At 71.3% G+C, this 17,750-nt stretch carries 21 protein-coding genes and 3 pseudogenes; 16 read left to right on the top strand and 8 right to left on the bottom strand.

What is annotated here, in order from left to right:
* Nucleotides 1-6 precede the first annotated feature (6 nt).
* From V7793_RS04545 to V7793_RS04520, 6 genes and pseudogenes are all read left to right on the top strand, one after another.
* Nucleotides 7-969 (top strand): hypothetical protein, encoded by a 963-nt coding sequence (locus tag V7793_RS04545; protein WP_335581586.1) that lies wholly within the window; start codon nucleotides 7-9, stop codon nucleotides 967-969.
* Between the two features lie 95 nt (nucleotides 970-1,064).
* Nucleotides 1,065-1,916, top strand: coding sequence for a peptidoglycan-binding protein (locus tag V7793_RS04540; protein WP_335581585.1), 852 nt, complete (start codon nucleotides 1,065-1,067; stop codon nucleotides 1,914-1,916).
* A pseudogene (locus V7793_RS04535) lies at nucleotides 1,847-2,395 on the top strand (DNA cytosine methyltransferase); the annotation flags it as partial. The gene V7793_RS04540 and the pseudogene V7793_RS04535, both read left to right, overlap by 70 nt.
* A 591-nt stretch (nucleotides 2,396-2,986) precedes the next feature.
* Complete coding sequence (locus tag V7793_RS04530; RefSeq protein ID WP_335581629.1) at nucleotides 2,987-3,139, top strand: hypothetical protein; 153 nt, start codon at nucleotides 2,987-2,989, stop codon at nucleotides 3,137-3,139.
* Nucleotides 3,140-3,210: 71 nt separating this feature from the next.
* Entirely contained in the window at nucleotides 3,211-3,459 is a 249-nt protein-coding gene (locus V7793_RS04525) for a hypothetical protein (RefSeq protein WP_335581584.1), read from the top strand.
* A complete protein-coding gene (locus V7793_RS04520; RefSeq protein WP_335581583.1) occupies nucleotides 3,456-3,713 on the top strand; it encodes a hypothetical protein in 258 nt (85 codons plus the stop codon). Before V7793_RS04525 ends, V7793_RS04520 begins: the two co-directional genes overlap by 4 nt.
* A gap of 64 nt (nucleotides 3,714-3,777) precedes the next feature.
* Here V7793_RS04520 and V7793_RS04515 read toward each other — a convergent pair whose 3' ends face one another.
* The 3 genes and pseudogenes from V7793_RS04515 to V7793_RS04505 form a co-directional block, all read right to left on the bottom strand.
* Entirely contained in the window at nucleotides 3,778-4,254 is a 477-nt protein-coding gene (locus V7793_RS04515; protein WP_335581582.1) for a hypothetical protein, read from the bottom strand.
* 14 nt (nucleotides 4,255-4,268) lie between these two features.
* On the bottom strand, nucleotides 4,269-4,952 hold the full coding sequence (locus tag V7793_RS04510) for a DNA-binding protein (RefSeq protein WP_335581633.1): 684 nt from the start codon (nucleotides 4,950-4,952) through the stop codon (nucleotides 4,269-4,271).
* Between the two features lie 369 nt (nucleotides 4,953-5,321).
* Nucleotides 5,322-5,537 (bottom strand): annotated as a pseudogene (locus tag V7793_RS04505) (helix-turn-helix domain-containing protein); the annotation flags it as partial.
* A gap of 718 nt (nucleotides 5,538-6,255) precedes the next feature.
* Here V7793_RS04505 and V7793_RS04500 point away from each other — a divergent pair.
* The 5 genes from V7793_RS04500 to V7793_RS04480 all read left to right on the top strand — a co-directional run bounded on the left by V7793_RS04500 (nucleotide 6,256) and on the right by V7793_RS04480 (nucleotide 9,531).
* Nucleotides 6,256-6,543 carry a hypothetical protein gene (locus V7793_RS04500; RefSeq protein WP_335581581.1) on the top strand — a complete coding sequence of 96 codons (288 nt, stop codon included), beginning with the start codon at nucleotides 6,256-6,258 and terminating at the stop codon, nucleotides 6,541-6,543.
* Nucleotides 6,540-6,764, top strand: coding sequence for a DUF7848 domain-containing protein (locus tag V7793_RS04495; protein ID WP_443057839.1), 225 nt, complete (start codon nucleotides 6,540-6,542; stop codon nucleotides 6,762-6,764). The genes V7793_RS04500 and V7793_RS04495 overlap by 4 nt, the downstream gene beginning before the upstream one ends.
* A 312-nt stretch (nucleotides 6,765-7,076) precedes the next feature.
* The gene (locus V7793_RS04490) at nucleotides 7,077-7,238 is read left to right on the top strand and encodes a hypothetical protein (RefSeq protein ID WP_311613370.1); all 162 of its coding nucleotides are present in this window, start codon (nucleotides 7,077-7,079) and stop codon (nucleotides 7,236-7,238) included.
* A gap of 66 nt (nucleotides 7,239-7,304) precedes the next feature.
* Nucleotides 7,305-8,879: an asparagine synthase gene (locus V7793_RS04485; protein ID WP_335581579.1), complete on the top strand. Its 1,575-nt coding sequence runs from the start codon at nucleotides 7,305-7,307 to the stop codon at nucleotides 8,877-8,879.
* Between the two features lie 100 nt (nucleotides 8,880-8,979).
* Nucleotides 8,980-9,531 carry a GNAT family N-acetyltransferase gene (locus V7793_RS04480; protein ID WP_335581578.1) on the top strand — a complete coding sequence of 184 codons (552 nt, stop codon included), beginning with the start codon at nucleotides 8,980-8,982 and terminating at the stop codon, nucleotides 9,529-9,531.
* 112 nt (nucleotides 9,532-9,643) lie between these two features.
* On the opposite strand, the gene V7793_RS04475 is transcribed toward V7793_RS04480, so the two are convergent.
* Entirely contained in the window at nucleotides 9,644-9,901 is a 258-nt protein-coding gene (locus tag V7793_RS04475) for a GntR family transcriptional regulator (RefSeq protein WP_335581577.1), read from the bottom strand.
* 181 nt (nucleotides 9,902-10,082) lie between these two features.
* On the opposite strand from V7793_RS04475, the gene V7793_RS04470 reads away from it, so the two are divergent.
* Together V7793_RS04470 and V7793_RS04465 are read left to right on the top strand one after the other, a co-directional pair.
* Nucleotides 10,083-10,469, top strand: a complete 387-nt coding sequence (locus V7793_RS04470; protein ID WP_335581576.1) for a hypothetical protein — start codon at nucleotides 10,083-10,085, stop codon at nucleotides 10,467-10,469.
* Complete coding sequence (locus V7793_RS04465; RefSeq protein WP_335581575.1) at nucleotides 10,466-10,675, top strand: hypothetical protein; 210 nt, start codon at nucleotides 10,466-10,468, stop codon at nucleotides 10,673-10,675. The genes V7793_RS04470 and V7793_RS04465 overlap by 4 nt, the downstream gene beginning before the upstream one ends.
* Before the next feature lie 373 nt (nucleotides 10,676-11,048).
* On the opposite strand, the gene V7793_RS04460 is transcribed toward V7793_RS04465, so the two are convergent.
* Entirely contained in the window at nucleotides 11,049-11,654 is a 606-nt protein-coding gene (locus tag V7793_RS04460; protein ID WP_335581574.1) for a response regulator transcription factor, read from the bottom strand.
* Nucleotides 11,651-12,805 carry a sensor histidine kinase gene (locus V7793_RS04455; RefSeq protein ID WP_335581573.1) on the bottom strand — a complete coding sequence of 385 codons (1,155 nt, stop codon included), beginning with the start codon at nucleotides 12,803-12,805 and terminating at the stop codon, nucleotides 11,651-11,653. The genes V7793_RS04460 and V7793_RS04455 overlap by 4 nt, the downstream gene beginning before the upstream one ends.
* Before the next feature lie 135 nt (nucleotides 12,806-12,940).
* Between V7793_RS04455 and V7793_RS04450 the strand changes: the two genes are divergently transcribed.
* The 3 genes from V7793_RS04450 (at nucleotide 12,941) to V7793_RS04440 (ending at nucleotide 15,966) form a co-directional block, all read left to right on the top strand.
* Complete coding sequence (locus V7793_RS04450) at nucleotides 12,941-13,804, top strand: MaoC/PaaZ C-terminal domain-containing protein (RefSeq protein ID WP_335581572.1); 864 nt, start codon at nucleotides 12,941-12,943, stop codon at nucleotides 13,802-13,804.
* 130 nt (nucleotides 13,805-13,934) lie between these two features.
* The gene (locus V7793_RS04445) at nucleotides 13,935-15,011 is read left to right on the top strand and encodes an alcohol dehydrogenase catalytic domain-containing protein (RefSeq protein ID WP_335581571.1); all 1,077 of its coding nucleotides are present in this window, start codon (nucleotides 13,935-13,937) and stop codon (nucleotides 15,009-15,011) included.
* A gap of 13 nt (nucleotides 15,012-15,024) precedes the next feature.
* On the top strand, nucleotides 15,025-15,966 hold the full coding sequence (locus V7793_RS04440) for a 3-oxoacyl-ACP reductase (RefSeq protein WP_443057838.1): 942 nt from the start codon (nucleotides 15,025-15,027) through the stop codon (nucleotides 15,964-15,966).
* A gap of 113 nt (nucleotides 15,967-16,079) precedes the next feature.
* Here V7793_RS04440 and V7793_RS04435 read toward each other — a convergent pair whose 3' ends face one another.
* Together V7793_RS04435 and V7793_RS04430 are read right to left on the bottom strand one after the other, a co-directional pair.
* Entirely contained in the window at nucleotides 16,080-16,235 is a 156-nt protein-coding gene (locus V7793_RS04435; RefSeq protein ID WP_168094376.1) for a hypothetical protein, read from the bottom strand.
* A 234-nt stretch (nucleotides 16,236-16,469) separates the two neighbouring features.
* Nucleotides 16,470-17,750, bottom strand: a pseudogene (locus V7793_RS04430) (hypothetical protein); the annotation flags it as partial.

Raw genomic sequence — 17,750 nt, 5'->3', positions numbered from 1 at the left:
GTCCGCTTGGCCGAGTACTACTTTCCCTTCGACAGCGGCGCCGGCACGACGGTCACGAGTGAGCAGTGGTCGCAGATGACGTCCATGTGGCAGACCGACGGCATCCGTGCCCCCCGCACCAGCGACCCCGCCGACCCCCTCGCGACCACGGCCACCGGTCAGGACATGACCGTCAACATCGCCCCCGGTCACGCCACGGTTCAGGGCTTCCATTACTACTCCGACGCCGAACGCCACGTGGTGATCGCCGCCAACACCGGCACTCAGCCGCGCGTCGACCGGATCACCATCCGCCTGACCCGCACTGGGCAGCGCATCTCCGTCGCCTACCTCCAGGGCACCCCGGCAGCCCAGCCCCAGCCCCCCGCGCTCAGCCAGGGGCAGGACGGGGTCTTCGACGTCCCCCTGTGTCGGGTGGCCGTGGCCCCGCAGGCCGGCGCCATCGCGCCCCGGGACATCGTGGACGAGCGGGTGTACGCCCTGACACAGACGGTCTACGCCAACGCCGCCGCCCGCACGGCATCACCGGAACGACCAGTGCCGGGCAAGCTCGCCTACCTCCAGGCCGAGGACCGCATGGAGATCTACACCAACGCCACCTGGACGCCCTTGTCCCCGGGCCCCTGGCAGCCCCTGCCCCTGCCTGCCGACGTTGCCGCGCACGGCGGTAACCCCCGATGGCGCCTGGTGAACGGCACGATCGAGCTGAGCGGGTCCGTAGAGCGCAAGGACGGCAAGGACTTCAACGTGGCCGATAGCTGGCTGCTGGCCGTCCTGCCGCCGGAGGCACGGCCGAAGTACATGCGCAGCTTCATCTGCGCCACCAGCTTCAACGCGGTCAAGAACAGCTCGATCCGCATCGACGTGACCTCTGGCACCGACCCGTACCCCGGCCAGCTTCAAGCGCAGGTGCAGAGCCCCGTGAAGTGGATCTATCTCGATTCGATTCGCTTCGCCATTGACGCCTGACCCCTCCCGCCGAACGTCTACGTCACCCCCTTTCCCCAGGCCCCATGCCGATGACGGCGTGGGGTTTCGTGTATGCCTCAACAGGAGTTATTTGTATGTCCGTTGCTAATGACGTCATCGCTATTGCCCGGGATGAGATCGGGTATCAGGAAGGCTGGGAAGACGGCCACTGGAACAACATCCAGCGGTACGCGCCGGCCGTTGAGGGCCTGGAGTGGGCCCAGGGCGAGCCGTGGTGCCACACCTTCGTGAGCTGGTGCTTCCAGGAAGCCGGCGCCGCCGACCTTGCCCCCGTCACCGCCTCCTGCGCCGAGGGGGTCGAGTGGTTCCGGGACCGGGGCCGGTACACCGATTACCCCGTGATCGGCGGCGTCGTGTACTTCGGCCCCGGCGGCGGCACCCATACCGGCATCGTCGTGTCTTACACCGACGCGGAGATCACCACCGTGGAAGGCAACACGAACTCGAACGGGTCTGCCGAGGGTGACGGTGTCTACCTGAAGACCCGCCTCCGCCACAGCTCCTACATCCACGGGTACGGCATCCCCGACTTCCCCGAAGGCGTGGTTCTCGCCGATCCGGCCTGGCGGGGGCAGAAGGGGGTCACGTTCTTCGGACACGAGGCGAGCACGGACGACATTCCCGGGGGCGACGACCAGCCCGGCCGCGACCACGACCGCGGCACTGGGCACGAGCCGTTCCCCGGAGAACGGTGGTTCCGTGACGCGCCGGACTCGCCGATCATCACGGCCATGGGTCGGCGCCTTGTCGAGGAGGGCTGCTCCGCCTACCGCGAGGGCCCGGGGCCGCAGTGGACGTCCGCCGACCGTGAAAGCTTCCGGAAGTGGCAGCGCAAGATCGGCGACGCGCCGCACGAATGCGACGGCTGGCCGGGCCCGCTCCAGTGGGCCGCGCTGAAGGTGCCCCGGACCACCGACGCCTCGTGAGCCCTGCCGCTGATGCCCCCTTGCGTATCGGCTCGCTGTGCAGCGGCTACGGCGGCCTCGACATGGCAGTGCAGCACGTGGCCGGCGGCACCCTCACGTGGGTAGCCGACCCCGACCCCGGCCCCGCCAAGATCCTCGCCCACCACTACCCCGAGACACCGAACCTCGGCGACATCACCACCCTGTCCTGGGACGACGTTGAGCCGGTCGACGTCCTGGTGGGCGGGTACCCGTGCCAGCCGTTCAGCACCGCCGGCAAGAGGAAGGGAACCGACGATCCCCGCCACATCTGGCCGCACATCGCACGCGCCCTTGGCACACTACGACCCCGAGTCGCATTCCTTGAGAATGTCGCAGCTCACGTTGGTCTGGGCTTCAGCGACGTCCTCGCCGACCTTGCCGCCCTCGGGTGGGATGCGGAATGGGTCTGTGTACGCGCGTCCGACGTGGGCGCCCCGCACCAGAGGAACCGCCTGTTCATCCTCGCGTGGCCTGCCGACCCCGGCAGCCCGGGACTACAAGGGCGGCGGGCAGAAGGGGCAACTCCCCACGGCCGTAGCGGGGCTGTTCACACCTGCAACACCAATCCGGCCCGGCGGACGCACGCCACGGTGTCCCACCGCGCAGGCCCTCCTGCCAACACCGTCGGCATCCGAAGCCACGGGCGCCGGGCACAGCAGCGGCCGGCAGGGCGGTATGAACCTCCGCTCGGCCGTCTCCGCGCTCGGGGACACCACCCTGCTCCCCACCCCCCGCGCCTCCCCGAACGAGAACCGGGCGACCCGCAGAACCCCGTCACAGGAGGCCGGGACGCACGGGAAGAGCCTGGCAGCCGAGGTCTGTTCGCTCCGCCCGGCAACCAGTGCGACGAACGACACCGGCACCCCGCGGCAGACGAGTTACTCGAGCGCGCCCCCGGCCTCCAACGGGAACATCCATGGGGGCCCTATGCCGACGCCGTCGACCGATGGACGCCCATCGTCGGACGTCACGCCCCCCGGGCAACCGATGCTCTGGGACGACTGAATCCCCTGATAGTCGAGTGGATGATGGGGCTTCCCTCAGGCCACGTGACCGCCGTTCCCAGCCTGTCACGCACCGCCCAGCTCAAAGCACTCGGCAACGGGGTTGTCCCCCTTCAAGCGGTCACCGCGCTGGAACACCTACGCGACCGCGCCGCCACCCGCGGCCACAACCCGTTCGCCGCCCCCGCCGACCCTTGACGCCCACCCCCCGGGGGGGCGCTCTCCAGAACGCCCCCGGTCACCCCACGATCAAAAGGAAGTCCCACACCTTGACCGACGCCACCCGTCGCACCATCCGCACGACTGTTCAGACAGCGATCACCCTTGCCGCGCTCCTGCCAGTGATCGTTGATGCCGCAGGTATCCCTGCGACCCTGCCGTGGGCGGCCGGCGCCCTCGCCGTCACCGCCGGCCTTACCCGGATCATGGCCATCCCCGGGGTGCAGGCCCTCCTGCCCCGATGGCTGCGCACCGAACCGGCCATCCCGCCGACCCCCACTGACAAGGGGACCGTGTGACCGACCCGACCCCTTCGGACGTCGCCCTGGAGCTGGAGCGGCTCCGGGGCGTCGTGGAGGTTGGTTTCGCCCGCGCCGACGGCGCCCTCGCCCTCTTGGTCCAGAGGGGCGACCAGACCGACCAGCGTCTAACCGACCTCGACACCCGCCTCGACGCCGTCGAGCGCGGCCGGTGGCCCTTGCCGTCCCTCGCCGCCGTGGTCAGCATCGCCGCGGTGATCGTGTCCATCTGGCAGGCCACCACCACCCACTGAACAACGCCCCCGCACGGCCTACGTGGCTGTGTGGGGGCGCATTTTTGCCGTCCTGCCAATTCCGTCAGTCTCTGGACGCCCCTGCCGGCCAGAGCACGCGCACGGGCACACCTGTGCGCCGAGCGTAGGCAACCACGTCCGCGGTGCCGCCGTAGCCGCGGGCGGGTTGGCCGTCCCACACTGCGAGCACTTCATCAACGAGGCCGACCAGGAGTTCGCTTCCTGCCATGTGCGCTTGCGAGGTGGACTCGTCAAGGCCAGTGTGATGGACATCCGAAGCCCGGCCGAGGAGCTCGTCATAGGTCGCGTGGTGCCAGTCAGGCAGGCTGTTCCGGTATTCCGCCGCGGGCACGACGACCTCGACTCGGCCCCCGTGATCAAGTACCGCCTGAGCGAACCAGGCGTCCGGGCCATCTGCAATGCAGCTCAAACCGACGAGTTCATCAGGCGAGTACGCCTTGACGGCCTCGGCAAGTTCTTGTCGCACCTGCCGTTCGGCCGTGTCAGACAGCCCTCGATGGCCAGTGATGCCGATCCTCATCTGTCCCCTCTCGTTCACAGGTAGGCGTCGTTCAGCCGCCCGTCGAAGTCGCGGACAATCGCCGGCGGCGACGCGGACGAGTAGCCCCTACGGAAGTTCCGGGCGCGCTCGGCCACTCGGCCGGAGCGTAGCCGCAGGCCGGTGTCGAGCGCCTGAGTTGCGAGGCCAAAGGCGACGTCCAGATGCCCCGCGGCCATGTGCCCCGTAGCGACATCCAGCGTAAGGAGTGCTCGTTGCTTCTCGTGGCTGGACGAGAGAGCGGCCGATGCGTCGGATAGGGAGGAATGAACCCACCGAGGACGTGCTAATCGAGCCCCGCAGGTCACCCGGGCCGCTGCGATCTTGCGTTCGTCAAAGGTAAAGACCCACGGCCAAGGTGGTGCCGCGTCCGCCGTCATCCGGGCGGCTTCAGCGGCACTTGTTGCGAGAGCCCGGTCGGCGGCGCGATCGTCGCCAGCCGTGGCGTGCGCGACCGCTTCGAGGGACGAGAGCCACGCAGCCGCAATGGGCGGTCGCTCGGCGCCGAGTTGCCGCCTCGCAGAGCGGATCAAGGTCAATCCCTGCGCGCAGTTGCCGTACTCGACCTCAAACTGCGCCAGGCTCCCCTGTTGGTACGCGATCAACAGGGGGTCACCGGCTCGGCGTGCTGCCTTGATCGCCGCGCCGTACCAGGTGCGCGCGGAGCCCTGGTCCGCCATATCCCAGCTCAACCACCCAACGAGGCTTGCTACCTCGCTCCCCACGGCCGCAAGACGCGTTCGAGTTGCCTGATCGTTCGTCTGTGCGGCTACGGTCTGAACGAGCCGCATGTGCCCCTGAACGGTGTCGGACAGTTGCCGCGCCGGCGCCGTGGCATCCATTCTCCGATAGGCGGTCGTTGCGACACGGAGCACCGCTGCTTGCCCCCCTTCCCACTCTGTGCGCGGGGGCGTCGGCGCTGCGTTTAGGACTGGGATCGCCGCAACCCCAGCCACACCGGCAAAGAATTTCCGCCGTTCCACTTCATCGCTTCCATCTCTGAGCACGCCCGGTGCTGCGCCACTGTCGGCAAGGCCGACCAGCCGGGGCGGGATGCCGAGGTGGTGAGCGGCCCGAGCGAGGGCGGTCATGTTGTACTCGCCTGCGCCTCGCTTCTCCAAGCGGGAGATCGCGGACTGAGACAAGCCACAGGCACCGCCGAGCTGGCCCTGAGTCAGCCGAGCGGACTCACGCACCAGACGAATGACGCGCCCGTAGTCGCCCTGCGATGAGGCGGCCCGTAAGGCGCTGTCGGACCAATTCATTAGTGCCTGTCCCTCTCACGGTAGGTAGGGGAGAACGGGTATGCGAGCTCGCGTACCCGCCTGCTGCATACCCGTATGCAGGGTGCGCATGAACGCTGGCGGACCCACAGGCAACAGCGGTTCTCTCATCTCACGCAATAACGGGACCGAGGAGTAACCGACATGGGCCGATCTCAAGGGACTGGCGCCGCGGCCAGAGGGCCGAGCTCCACCCGGGCGTTCTTGTCTCGGCTGATCGCTGCGCGTGGTACCCGCGGAGTCATGGTGCTGCCCCGTGATTTGGAGGAGTCGGCTGATGAAACGGACCGGTCAGCGGGTTCCATGGTGGCCCCACGCCCTGGCACCAAGGGGGCTTTGTGACAACTGAAGCGGAAGCGGCAGTGATCTCTCTGCCGCACTCGTCCGGGCCGTCCGGCATCACCGTCGGTAAGACGGTGGACGAGTGCTCGGAGTGCACCCGTCTGAACGCCGACCGGCACCGGGCGTGGCTGACGCGGGACTGGGCCCTTGAGGAGCTGTCCCGCATCGCTTTCCACCGGCATTGGAAGGCGGTGCACAGTGCCCACAGGTAGACCGCGCCTGATCAGAATCACGGGCGCCAGCTGCGCCACCTGCGGAGCGATTCGAGCCGTTCAGTACGAAGCCGCTCTTCAGGGCGACGTGGCCAAGACGCAGAAGGCGACCTTCGTTCGCGGCTACCACGAGAGGCAGGTGCACCATGGGTGAAACTGAGGAACTCCCCACCCACGGCGAGAAGTGCCCGACGTTCGTGGTCACCTGCCACGGCACCACGAGGTGGTCGCCGAACATCGGCGACTTGGTCACCGACACGACACTCGACCGCGTAGGCAAGGCCGTCGGCTGGGACGGCGAGACCGTGAGCATCGCCCCGCTCGACGGCGGGGAGCCGTGGCACACCACGACGTACCGCCCCGCCAGCACACATGACCGACTCAGGGCCCGCGTCGCGGTGATCAACCGAGAGCACCGGGGGCACCTCTGGTGAGCCGCGCCCGCATCCGACACGTGAACCACACAATCACCACGCACCCGGACACCGTGGCATACGGCGCCGACTGCCTCGGATGTCCTTGGAAGATCAAGGGCAAGCCGGACCCCGACTCCGTACTTGACGCCTGCATGCAGCACGCCGGCATCAGCGGGCACCGGGAGTTCCGAACGCACTGCCAGGGCCTGTCCTACGTCCTCCGAAGCAGGGAACAGTGAGCCGACGCCGGCACCACGCCCACAGACCGCCTGGGGGAACATCGGGCCGGTGCTCATGGTCGGCATGGTGCTCATGTCCGCATGTCGTGCCGTGAACTAGCTCGCCGTCCACGGCACGGCCGGTCACAGCTAGAGCCGTCTGCCCCTCCACCGGATGCTGGACGACCCCCGATGCGTCCGCCTGGTGAAGGGGCGGGCCCCAAGACGCCCGTCCGGCCGATTCCGGGGAGTCGGTCGGACGGGTGCACCACCCGCACCACCGCACGACGGCACGGGGACGTTCCCCGCACCGCATCGCGTAGGAGGAGCACAGTGGACGAATTCCTGCCCCCGCCGAAACGGGTGCGACACGCCGAAAAACTCTTCACGACCAAAGTGCAGCGGCGGGTCCAGTCGCCGGCCGAGACCCACGAGTACAAGAAGGAATCCGGCTCGTCCGACGGCGCCATGACCTACGACACCACCAAGGTGTGACCACCACACCCTGATCACCCCGGGGCACGGCCCGCGCGGTCGTGCCCCGGACCGTCTGGAGGCATCGTGATCAAGCTGCGTCTTACCCCCTACGCCGCCGACACCGGCTGGTCCTGGAACGGCCACCGGTACACCACCGCCGACCGTTCCAGCGAGGTCACCCCCTACGCCCACCCCATGGTGGAACAGCTCGCCGTCAGCGACGGCCACCGCACCATGCTCGTCGTCCGCGAGAGGGTGGCGGACCGTCCCCCCTGCACCCCCGCGCCCCGCGCCGTCAGCCCCAGCGAGTACGACACGTTACGGTGCCTGGCCGAGCAGTGGCCGGCGGACTACGTGCTGGTGGAGACCACGCCGCAGGAACCGGTACGGGTCACCGCTGGCGCGTGCCGGACGACACCGCTCTACCTGGCCCACGACGACACCAGCCTTCACGGGTCCTGGGACATGGCCGACCTGCGCGCCCACATCACCGGACTGAACTCCCGCGAGGTGGCGCGACTGCTGATCTACCGGCCCCGCTACAGCAGCGACACCCCGTTCCGCGGAATCCACCGGCTCACCGAACGGGCCACCGCCCACTACGGCGGCCACCTCGTCCTGCGCTACCCCGCGCCCGCCCTGCACAGCGGCCCCCGTGAACTCGCCCCGGACGCCGACGTCCTGGCCACCTTCGTCGCGACCATGGACGACGCCATGGACCTGCGCCCACTGGACCCCGCCAAGACCGTTTTCCACCTCACGGGGGGATTCGACTCCGGCACCCTGGCGACCCGCGCCGCCGAACGCTTCCCCGGCCAACTCAACACGTCAGCACTCCTGATCGGCGGCCCCGGTCGCGCACAGCAGATCCGCCGACGCAAGGAGATGCGCGCCGCCGTTCCGTTCGCCGCCCGGGACGACCTGATCGACGCCATGAGGGACACCCCCCTCCACCCCGACTGTGATCGGGTTCGCGGTGCCCTCATCAGCCCCTACGAGGAGCCGCTTCACCACCCGTTCACCCGCATGACAAAGGCCATCGCCGCGGCCGGCGCTCACACCGTGGTCACCGGACTCTGCGGGGACGAAATGGTGGCCCTGTCGCAGGAGGAGTACCCCCACAAGGCCATGGGCGACCTGAAGGACGTCCACCTTCTCCCGTGGATCGGCGAGCGCGCGGCGGCGGCCCTGGAGTTCTCGGACGACGGCATCGCCCCGCCGGCCGTCGTCAACTCCATGAGCCTGCTCTCTCTGGAGACCACCGCCCCGGTTCTCCTGCGCGAAGGAATCTGGCCCGTCCACCCGTTCGCCGACCCCGACATGGTCCAACTCGGCGAATGGCTACCGATGGACTGGCGCGAACTCAAACAGCTCCAACGGCGCCGACTCGCCGCACTGGGGCTCAGCGAAGACGTCACCCATCCCGCAGAGCGCGAGTCCTTCGCCGAAGTCGTCCAGCACGCCCTGACGACACACGGCCGCCCCCTCTTCGCCCGCATGCTGCACGAAGGATCACCGCTCTTCGACCACGGCCTCGTCAAGCCCGACGGCCTCCGCAAGGCCGTGCGCCGACTCAGTGAAGGGACGTACCGCGAGGACGGTGACGCGCAACTCCTTCAGGTCATCGACCTCCACCTCGCCACCCGCGCCTACCTGTAATCCCCACGGGGGTTCCGCTGCCCTCCCGGACCGGAACCCCCACACGCAACCCCTGACCGTGGGAGGCTGCCACAGCCCCTCGAAGATGCGGAGGTCACAGATGTTCGCCATGCGCCCGGCCACGGCCGCAGACATTCCCGGAGTCGCGGCCATGATCCGGTCCCGCTCCACGTGGCTGGAAGGCCGCGGCATGCCGTCCTGGCGCGAGAGCGCCGACAACCTGGCCGCCCAGGCCGAGAACTCCCACGGTGGCATGTGGGTGCTGGAAGAGGACGCCTCGCGGATCGTCGGCTGCACCACCGTGCAGGAGCAGACTCCGCCCTGGGGATGGACACCAGAAGAACTCGCCGAGCCCGCCCACTACCTCTTCACCACGGTGACCGATCCGGCCTACCGTGATCAGAAGCCCGGAACCCTGATCGCCCTCTGGGCAGTGGACCACGCCGCCCGCGAGGGTAAGGAGTGGGTCCGGCGCGGCTGCATGTTCCCGGGACTAGTCCGCTACTACGAGACCCAAGGGTTCGCCCTGCTGCATGAGGTGCAGCGCACCCGCAATCGTGTCTACCTCATGGCACGCCGCGCCGAACGCCTGCCCAACCTGGGCACCCTGTTCAGCGGCGATGCGGCCAGCACGTCCACCGGCCGCCCCTGACACCAGCGGTCCCGGTCGCTAGGCCGCGCCCGTTACATCTCCGCTGATACCGTCCGCGCCCCGGCAAGGTGCGCGGACGAGGTCTTTGGCGTGCCGGCCGTCGGCTGACGGATCACGCCTCGCCGTCGCTGGCGCGCTTAACGAACGTGCCCTTCCCCCACTCGGTCTCGACCAGCCCGCGTTCCCGAAGCTCACGCAGCGCACGGCGGGCAGTCATCCGCGCCACCCCGAAGCGTTCGACCAGTTCAGGTTCGGACGGGAGCTTCGCGCCCGGCGCGTACTTACCCGCTTCGATCTCTGCGGCGAGCGCATCGAGCACCCGCATGTAAGGGGCGCGCGGGCTGTGGGGATCACTTGGACGCTCAGGCATAGGCAGAGCGTAGACAAACCGGCCATTGATCGAACACTTAGACAAGTAGACAGTACGTAACGGTGGACAGGTTAGACAAGTAGGAATAGCGTCCCCCTGAAAACGAAAAGCGCCCCGAAGGACCGTTGCGACCGGTCCGACGGGGCTTAGCCGACCAGCTATGTAGGAGCTGACCAACTCAATGCGCGATCCTATCGCCCGCGCCCTCCGATGGGTGCTTCGCTTCCTGCTGCCCACCGCCGGGAAGCACCGGGCCGCCGGCCGCATCGCCACCAGGACCACCCGCTGCCCTGCCCCCGCGAAGAGCGCCCCGCCCCTCCCGCCGAGCCGCCCTGTCATCTGCGCTCCCCGGACCCCCATCCCGGTCCACGTCCTCGCCAGGACCATGCCCATCCCGCCCGGTACCCGCCCGCTCGTCCCGCTCTACATGCAGTGCTGGCAGGAGGAACTGGAGAAGCGCGAGCGGCAGCGTCAACGGTGCGTAGCCCTCGTGGCCGCTGCTATGGGCTACGAGTACGAGTACACGTACCCCGGAGCCCCGGCGTACCCCGCGGCGGTGACTGCATGAGCGCCGTCACGTACGCGGAACTGTTCCCCGAGGTGCCGCCGGACCGCCCCGCCCACTGCTGCAACTGCGGCAGAGAAACGACGGCCCCGGTGACCGTCGGCTACGTGCCGAGCGCCAGCGGCCCCGGCTACGGTCGCGTCGCCTGCCCCGACTGCGCACCGAAGGTCGCACCCATGCCCGAGCCCTACCGGCCCACACTCACCTGACCAAGGTCGGAAACCGCCCCGTCCGGCCGTCGTGCCGGGCGGGGCTTTCGCTTGTCCGCCCAGGCGTGACGGCATACGCGTCGGCCCCCGCTCGCGGCATGCGAGCGGGGGCCGAGGCACGTTCTCCCCGGGGAGAATCTGGGGAGAACTGGGGAGCGGATGGGGAGTGCGGGCCCGCAAAGGACCACTACCTGTGAAACGCCAGGAAACGACGTTTCCGCAGGTCAGATGCTCTCTACTGGCTATCCCCGCAGGTGGGCGCCCCTCAGGTGACAGAACCCGGCGTACAGGCCGACTCGTCCGCCGCCTGTCCTGTACGAGCCCCCGCGGCCCGCCGTTGCGCGGCGCCGCGGGGGCTTTCGTGCTCAGCCGGTCACAGCCACCCGTTCTGCCGGGCCGCGCGGACGGCCTCCATGCGGTTGCGGGTCCGGGTCTTGCCGATGGCTGCGGAGAGGTAGTTGCGGACCGTCGCCGGGGACAGGTGCACCTTGGCCGCGATGTCCGCCACCGTCGCCCCGTCGACCGCGGCCGCGAGGACGTCGCGCTCGCGCTGGGTCAGGGGGTTGGGGCCGGCGCCGAGGGCGGCGGCGGCCAGGGCCGGGTCGATGACGCGCTCTCCGGCCAGGACGCGGCGGATCGCCGCGGCCAGGTCCTCCACCGGACCGTCCTTGACGAGGAAGCCGGACGCTCCGGCCTCCATCGCGCGGCGCAGGTAGCCGGGCCGGCCGAAGGTGGTGAGGATCAGCACCTGGCAGCCGGGCATGCGGGCGCGCAGGTCGGCTGCGGCGTCCAGGCCGCTGCGGCCGGGCAGTTCGATGTCGAGGAGCGCGACGTCGGGCTTGGTCTCCAGGGCCTTGGGGACGATCTCGTCGCCGTCGCCGACCTGGGCGACGATCTCCATATCCTCCTCCAGCCCGAGCAGCAGCGCGAGCGCGCCCCGCATCATTCCCTGGTCCTCCGCGAGGAGCAGCTTGATCATGAGCGGTGGTCCTCCTCGGACTCCGGGTCCACGGGCAGTTCGGCCACGAGCCGGAAGCCCTTGCGCCCGTCCGGGCCGGCGGTCAGGTGCCCGCCCGCGGCGGCCATGCGCTCCGTCAGGCCCTTCAGGCCCGTCCCCGGCGCGCCCTGTCCCGAGCCTACGCCGCCCCCGTTGTCGGTGATCTCCAGGCGTACCTGGTCGGTCTCGCCGCGCACTTCGACCGTGCAGCGGCCCGCGCCGCTGTGCCGGACGACGTTGGTGACGCCCTCGCGGACGACCCAGCCCAGCAGGGCCGCGGTCTGCGGCGGCAGCGGGGGGCCGGACTGGCGCAGGTCGGCGGTGATGCCGGAGGCCTCCAGGAGGGAGCGGGCGCGGTCGAGTTCGGTGGTGAGGCTGCCCTGGCGGTAGCCGGTGACGGCCTCGCGGATCTCGGTGAGGGCCTGCCGGCCCACCGCCTCTATGTCGGCCGCCTGCCCGACGGCGGCGTCCAGGTCGCGCGGGGCGAGCCGGCGCACGGCCTCGGCCTTGACGACGATGACGGACATGGTGTGCCCGAGGAGGTCGTGCAGGTCGCGCGAGAACCGCAGCCGTTCCCGCTCGACGGCGCTGCGGGCCAGTTCCTCGCGGGTGGCGCGCAGTTGGGCCACCGTCTCGAAGAGACTGAGGATCGCGGCGGTGACGAAGCCGGAGAGCAGGGTCCCGTAGGCGACGGTCAGCGACTCCGACGGGCCGCCGCGCATGCTCGCGATCACGCCGGCGGAGCCGGCCAGGGCGAGGACGATGACGCCCAGGCGGCGCCCGCTCTCGGTCAGCCCGCGCCGCAGCACGATGCCGGAGGCCAGCGACAGCACCGGGAAGCACAGCAGCCAGTCGCCGCCGTACCCGATGGTCAGCGCGTACGTGGCGACGGCCAGTCCGGCGAGAGAGAGGCGCGGGACGCGGGTCGTCCTGTACCGCGCGTCGAGGCCGGTGAAGACCGTGACGGCGTACAGCGCGGCGAAGACCAGCACGCCCAGCCCGCCGAGCCAGGGCAGCGGCACCTCGCCCCGGAACAGGTCCTGGACGTCCCCGGTGAGCATGAAGAGCCAGGGAAGGAAGGCGAATTTCCCCGGTGGTTTGTGCCGTTCGGTCCCGGCCGTGCTGTCGGTCATGGCCCCGACCCTAAGGAACCGGCCGCTGAGCTGGGCAGATGCAAGTGTGGGCGGCCACCCGTGACATTTGTCCCGGACCCGGCTATACAGGGGGTTCCATCGGATCGGCTAGAACGCGTTCTAGGAAGGTTCCCGATGCCCATCGACGTACGCAGGGCCGTCGCCGCCGCCCCGCGCAGCACCTCCCTGACCTGGGATCACAAGGACGTCCTGCTCTACCACCTCGGCATCGGCGCGGGCACCCCCGCCACGGACCCGGACGAGCTCCGGTACACCCTGGAGAGCCGGCTCCACGTCCTCCCGAGCTTCGCCACCGTCGCCGGCGGCGGCGCCGCGCAGGCCGGCGGCCTCTCCGCCCCCGGCATCGACATCGACCTCGCCGCGGTGCTGCACGGCGGCCAGTCCCTCGACGTGCACCGCCCGCTCCCGGTGCGCGGCGCCGCCACCCTCACCTCCCGCGTCGCCGCCGTCCACGACAAGGGCAAGGCCGCCGTCATCGTGCTGCGCTCGGAGGCCGCGGACGCCGACGGGCCGCTGTGGACGGGCGAGAGCGAGATCTTCGTCAAGGGCGAGGGCGGCTTCGGCGGCGAACGCGGCGCCTCCACCCGCCTGGAGGCGCCCGTCCGCGCCCCCGACGCCACCGTGGAGCGGCCCGTCCGCGAGGACCAGGCCCTCCTCTACCGCCTCTCCGGCGACTGGAACCCCCTGCACGCCGACCCCGGGTTCGCCGAGCTCGCGGGCTACGACCGGCCGATCCTGCACGGCCTGTGCTCGTACGGCATCACCCTCAAGGCCGTCGTCGACACCGCCCTCGCCGGGGACGTCACCCGTGTCCGCGCCTACCGCACCCGCTTCGCCGGTGTCGTCTACCCCGGCGAGACGCTGCGCGTGCGGATGTGGCGGGAGACCCCGGCGCCCGGCCGGATGCAGATCGCCGTCAGCGCCGTGGAGCGCGACGACGCACCCGTCCTCGCGGACACCGTCGTCACGCACGGGTGAGCGCCCGGACGCACCCGCAGGCACCCGCAGGCACCCGCAGGCACCCGGACGCACCCACCCAAGCAGACCTCGTTCCACGTCACCCGCAGTGGCCCCTTCCTACGTCGTTCCCACGTCAGAGGAGTCCGTCATGCGCGCAGCCGTACAGCACGAGACCGGACGGCCCCGGCTCGAAGTCCGCGACGACGTCGAAGCGGTGGGCTTCGGCCCCGGCAAGGTCCGGCTGCGCATGCGGGCCACCGGGCTGTGCCACTCCGACCTGTCCGCGATGAGCGGGGTGCTGCCCCAGCTCGTGCCCTTCGTCCCCGGGCACGAGGGCGCGGGCGAAGTCGTCGAGGTCGGCGAGGGCGTGACCGGACTGCGGCCCGGCGACCGCGTCCTGGTCTGCTGGCTGCCGCCCTGCGGCGGCTGTCCCGCCTGCAAGCGCGGGCAGAGCCAGCTGTGCCTGGCGAGCCTCATGGAGGCCGGCACCCCCAACTTCCGCCTGGCCGGCTCCGACCTCTTCGGCTTCGCCGGCACCGGCACCTTCGCCGAGGAGGCCGTCGTCGGCGCCGGCTGCGCCGTGCCCATCCCCGACGACCTGCCCTACGACATCGCCGCCCTCATCGGCTGCGGCGTCACCACCGGCCTCGGCGCCGCCCTCAACACCGCCGACGTCACCGCCGGTTCCTCGGTCGCCGTCATCGGCTGCGGCGGCGTCGGGATCTGCGCGATCCAGGGCGCGCGGGCCGCGGGCGCGGCACAGATCGTCGCCGTCGACCCGGTCGCCTCCCGGCGCGAGGCCGCGCTGCGCTTCGGCGCGACCGAGGCCGTGGCACCCGACGGGCTCGCCGACGCCCGGGCGCGCGTCACCGGCGGCGAGGGCTTCGACTACGCCTTCGAGGTCGTCGGCACCTCCGCCACCGCCCGGGCCGCCTACGAGACGACGCGGCGCGGCGGCACGCTCTGCATCGTCGGGGCCGGGGCCGTGGACGACCTCTTCCAGATCAACATGTTCGAGCTGTTCTTCGACGAGAAGAAGATCCTGCCGTCCCTGTACGGCGGCGGGGACGTCCTGCGCTCCTACGAACGCGCCATAGCCCTGTGGCGGGCCGGCCGCATCGACCTCGCCGGCCTGATCACCCACCGGGTCCCGCTGTCCGGCGTCAACGACGCCCTGGAACAGATGCGGACGGGCGAGGCGCTGCGCACGTGCATCGAGATCTGAGGGGGTGACCGGCATGGTGTCCCTGCACGGCAGGACCGCGATCGTCACCGGCGCGGGGCGCGGCCTCGGCCGGGCGGAAGCCCTCGAACTCGCCCGGCTCGGCGCGCACGTCGTCGTCAACGACTACGGGCAGCCCGGCGCGGACGGATCCGGCGAGGCGTCGGCCGCGCCCGCCGAAGCCGTCGCCGCCGAGATCCGGGCCGCCGGCGGCCGCGCCACCGCCCACGTCGGCGACGTGGCCGACTTCGGGACGGCCCGCGACCTCGTCCGGCTCGCCGTCGAGACCGGCGGCGGCTCGCTCGACGTCCTCGTCAACAACGCGGGCATCCTGCGCGACCGGATGGTCTTCTCCATGGCCGAGGACGAGTGGGACGCGGTCGTCCGCGTCCACCTCAAGGGCCACTTCAACACCGTGCGCTTCGCCGCCGCGCACTGGCGGGAACGGGCGAAGGCCTCCGGGCGGCCGGTGTACGGACGGGTCGTCAACACCTCCTCCGAGGCGTTCCTCATCGGCTCACCCGGCCAGCCCAACTACGCGGCGGCCAAGGGCGGCGTCGTCGGCCTCACCACGTCCACGGCGGAGGCCCTGCGCAAGTACGGGGTCACGGTGAACGCCATCTGCCCGCGGGCCCGCACCCGGATGACCGAGCAGATCTTCGCCGGGGTCGGCACCCCCGCGGACGGCGGGCCCGACCCGCTGGCCCCCGAGCACGTCGCGCCCCTCGTCGGCTACCTCGCCGCGCCCGCCGCGGCCGGAGTGACCGGGCAGGTCCTCCTCGTGCACGGCGGCATGGTCGCCGTCATGGAACGGCCGAAGGTCGCGGCGCAGTTCGGCACGGCCGGAGGCTTCTTCACGGCCGAGGAGCTGGACGGGCTGCTCACCCCGCACTTCGCCGGGCGCCCGCCCGGGGAGACGTTCGCCGCGCCGGAGGTGTGGCAGCTCGGGCCCGGTTGAGAACGGCCGGGAACAGCAGGGAGCAGCCGGGAAAACGCCTCGGGCGCCGGGAGTCTCCGCTGAGCGGGACCACCCGGCGCCCGAGGGCTGACCGGAAACGTCGGCGACGCCGGTCAGTGGCCTTCCGGCGTACGGCGGTGCTTGCCGTGGGCAGGGGAGCTGTTGTCGTCGGGGGAAGCCGGACCACGGTGCCTGCCGGAGCCGGCGGCTGCGGCCTGGGACGCCTCAAGGGGGCGCGCCTCGGTCGTGTCGGTTCGGGCGTCGGGCATGGGGAAAGTCACTCCGTCGGATGGGGATGCGTGCTTTGCGCGTAGGGGGCTGCCACGGCAGTGGCGCGCGGTGTCGGCGGACGCCGACACGCCCTCCGCGCACGGCCGTCCGGCTCACGACGGTGACCGTCACCGTCCGGCACAGCTGCGCAACCCCCGCCCGGATTCTAACGGGACCTTGATCGCCCGGGCCACCCGGCCGGACCGCGAGTCGGCCGCCGCTTCGGCGGCCGCTCAGGGCCGGGGCTCCCGTCCCAGCGGCGCCTGCTGCAAGGGCACGGGCCTGGACGGCGCACCCCCGGAAGCCACGACGGACCAGGCACCCGGCATCCCGGCCCCCGGAAGCCCGGTGGGAGGCACGGCGGTCCATACGGACGCGGGCGACTCGCCTCGATCCGCCGGCGGGGACGCCTGCGGGGACGCCTGCGGCGGGCAGGAGGGGGGCCCTTCGTGGGGCCGCTCCATCAGGGGCGGGGACGCCTGCGGCGGGCAAGGCACCTGATGCAGCAACGACTCCTGCGGCCGCGCTGCGGGGGCGGGCTCGTCCGCCTGCGCCTCGGGGGGCGGGGCTTGGTGCAGCAACGGCGCCTGCATCCGCGGCCCGGTCGCGTACCCGGCCTCCGCCACCGACCGCACCGGCTCCGGCCCGGGGGGCCGCACCTCCTGCAGCAGCGGCTGCTGGTGCGACGCGGCGGAGCCCGGCTGCTGCGCCGGGCGGGGCACCTCGTGCAGCAACGGCACTTGAGCCTGCGGCCCACCCACGGCCCCGGGCTCCGGCACCGACCGGACCGGCTCCGGCCCGGCAGGCCGTACTTCCTGCAGCAACCCCTGCGGCCCGGGCGGCACGACGGAGGCCGCCTGTCCCGCCGGGCGGGGCACTTCGTGCAGCAACGGCACTTGAGCCTGCGGCCCACTCGCGAACCCGGCCTCCGGCACCGACCGGACCGGCTGCGGCCCGGCGGGCCGTACTTCCTGCAGCAGCGGCTGCGGCTGCTCGTGCGACCCGGCGGGGCCCGGCTGTTCCGCCGGGCGGGGTGCGTCCTGCAGCAGCGGCATCTGCGGCGCCGCCGAGCGGGGCACTTCTTGCAGCAACGGCGCCTGCATCCGCGGCCCGGTCGCGTACCCGGCCTCCGCCGCCGACCGCACCGGCTCCGGCCCGGGGGGCCGCACCTCCTGCAGCAACGGCACTTGCGCCTGCGGCCCACCCACAGTCCCGGGCTCCGGCACCGGCCGGGCCGGCCGCGGCTGGTGCGACGCGGCAGGAGCCGGCTCCGCCGGGCCGGAGGCTTCCCGTAGCGGCGGCTGCGGCTGCTCCGGTGCCGGGCGCGGTGCTTCCGGCGCCGTCACCGGCTCCGGCCGGGGCTGTTGCGGCGGTGCGGGGCGGGGGACTTCCTGCAGCAGCGGCTGCGCGGCGGGCGGCGCCGGGCTGGACGCTTCCCGCAGCAGCGGCTGTTGTGGCCGCTGCAGCCCGGTGGGTGCCTGCTCCGGCACCGGGCGCTGGGGGCCGGGCGGGGG

The organism is Streptomyces sp. KLMMK (genome assembly GCF_036961605.1).
Taxonomy (GTDB): domain Bacteria; phylum Actinomycetota; class Actinomycetes; order Streptomycetales; family Streptomycetaceae; genus Streptomyces; species Streptomyces telluris.
This window is presented reverse-complemented; position numbering and strand designations above follow the sequence as displayed.

Excerpts from the sequence above, each read along its gene's own strand:
- V7793_RS04540 (WP_335581585.1), top strand. The coding sequence starts at position 1,065 with ATGTCCGTTGCTAATGACGTCATCGCTATTGCCCGGGATGAGATCGGG.
- V7793_RS04515 (WP_335581582.1), bottom strand. The coding sequence starts at position 4,254 with ATGAGGATCGGCATCACTGGCCATCGAGGGCTGTCTGACACGGCCGAA.
- V7793_RS04510 (WP_335581633.1), bottom strand. The coding sequence starts at position 4,952 with ATGGCGGACCAGGGCTCCGCGCGCACCTGGTACGGCGCGGCGATCAAG.
- V7793_RS04500 (WP_335581581.1), top strand. The coding sequence starts at position 6,256 with ATGGGTGAAACTGAGGAACTCCCCACCCACGGCGAGAAGTGCCCGACG.
- V7793_RS04480 (WP_335581578.1), top strand. The coding sequence starts at position 8,980 with ATGTTCGCCATGCGCCCGGCCACGGCCGCAGACATTCCCGGAGTCGCG.
- V7793_RS04475 (WP_335581577.1), bottom strand. The coding sequence starts at position 9,901 with ATGCCTGAGCGTCCAAGTGATCCCCACAGCCCGCGCGCCCCTTACATG.
- V7793_RS04470 (WP_335581576.1), top strand. The coding sequence starts at position 10,083 with ATGCGCGATCCTATCGCCCGCGCCCTCCGATGGGTGCTTCGCTTCCTG.
- V7793_RS04465 (WP_335581575.1), top strand. The coding sequence starts at position 10,466 with ATGAGCGCCGTCACGTACGCGGAACTGTTCCCCGAGGTGCCGCCGGAC.
- V7793_RS04460 (WP_335581574.1), bottom strand. The coding sequence starts at position 11,654 with ATGATCAAGCTGCTCCTCGCGGAGGACCAGGGAATGATGCGGGGCGCG.
- V7793_RS04455 (WP_335581573.1), bottom strand. The coding sequence starts at position 12,805 with ATGACCGACAGCACGGCCGGGACCGAACGGCACAAACCACCGGGGAAA.
- V7793_RS04450 (WP_335581572.1), top strand. The coding sequence starts at position 12,941 with ATGCCCATCGACGTACGCAGGGCCGTCGCCGCCGCCCCGCGCAGCACC.
- V7793_RS04445 (WP_335581571.1), top strand. The coding sequence starts at position 13,935 with ATGCGCGCAGCCGTACAGCACGAGACCGGACGGCCCCGGCTCGAAGTC.
- V7793_RS04440 (WP_443057838.1), top strand. The coding sequence starts at position 15,025 with ATGGTGTCCCTGCACGGCAGGACCGCGATCGTCACCGGCGCGGGGCGC.
- V7793_RS04435 (WP_168094376.1), bottom strand. The coding sequence starts at position 16,235 with ATGCCCGACGCCCGAACCGACACGACCGAGGCGCGCCCCCTTGAGGCG.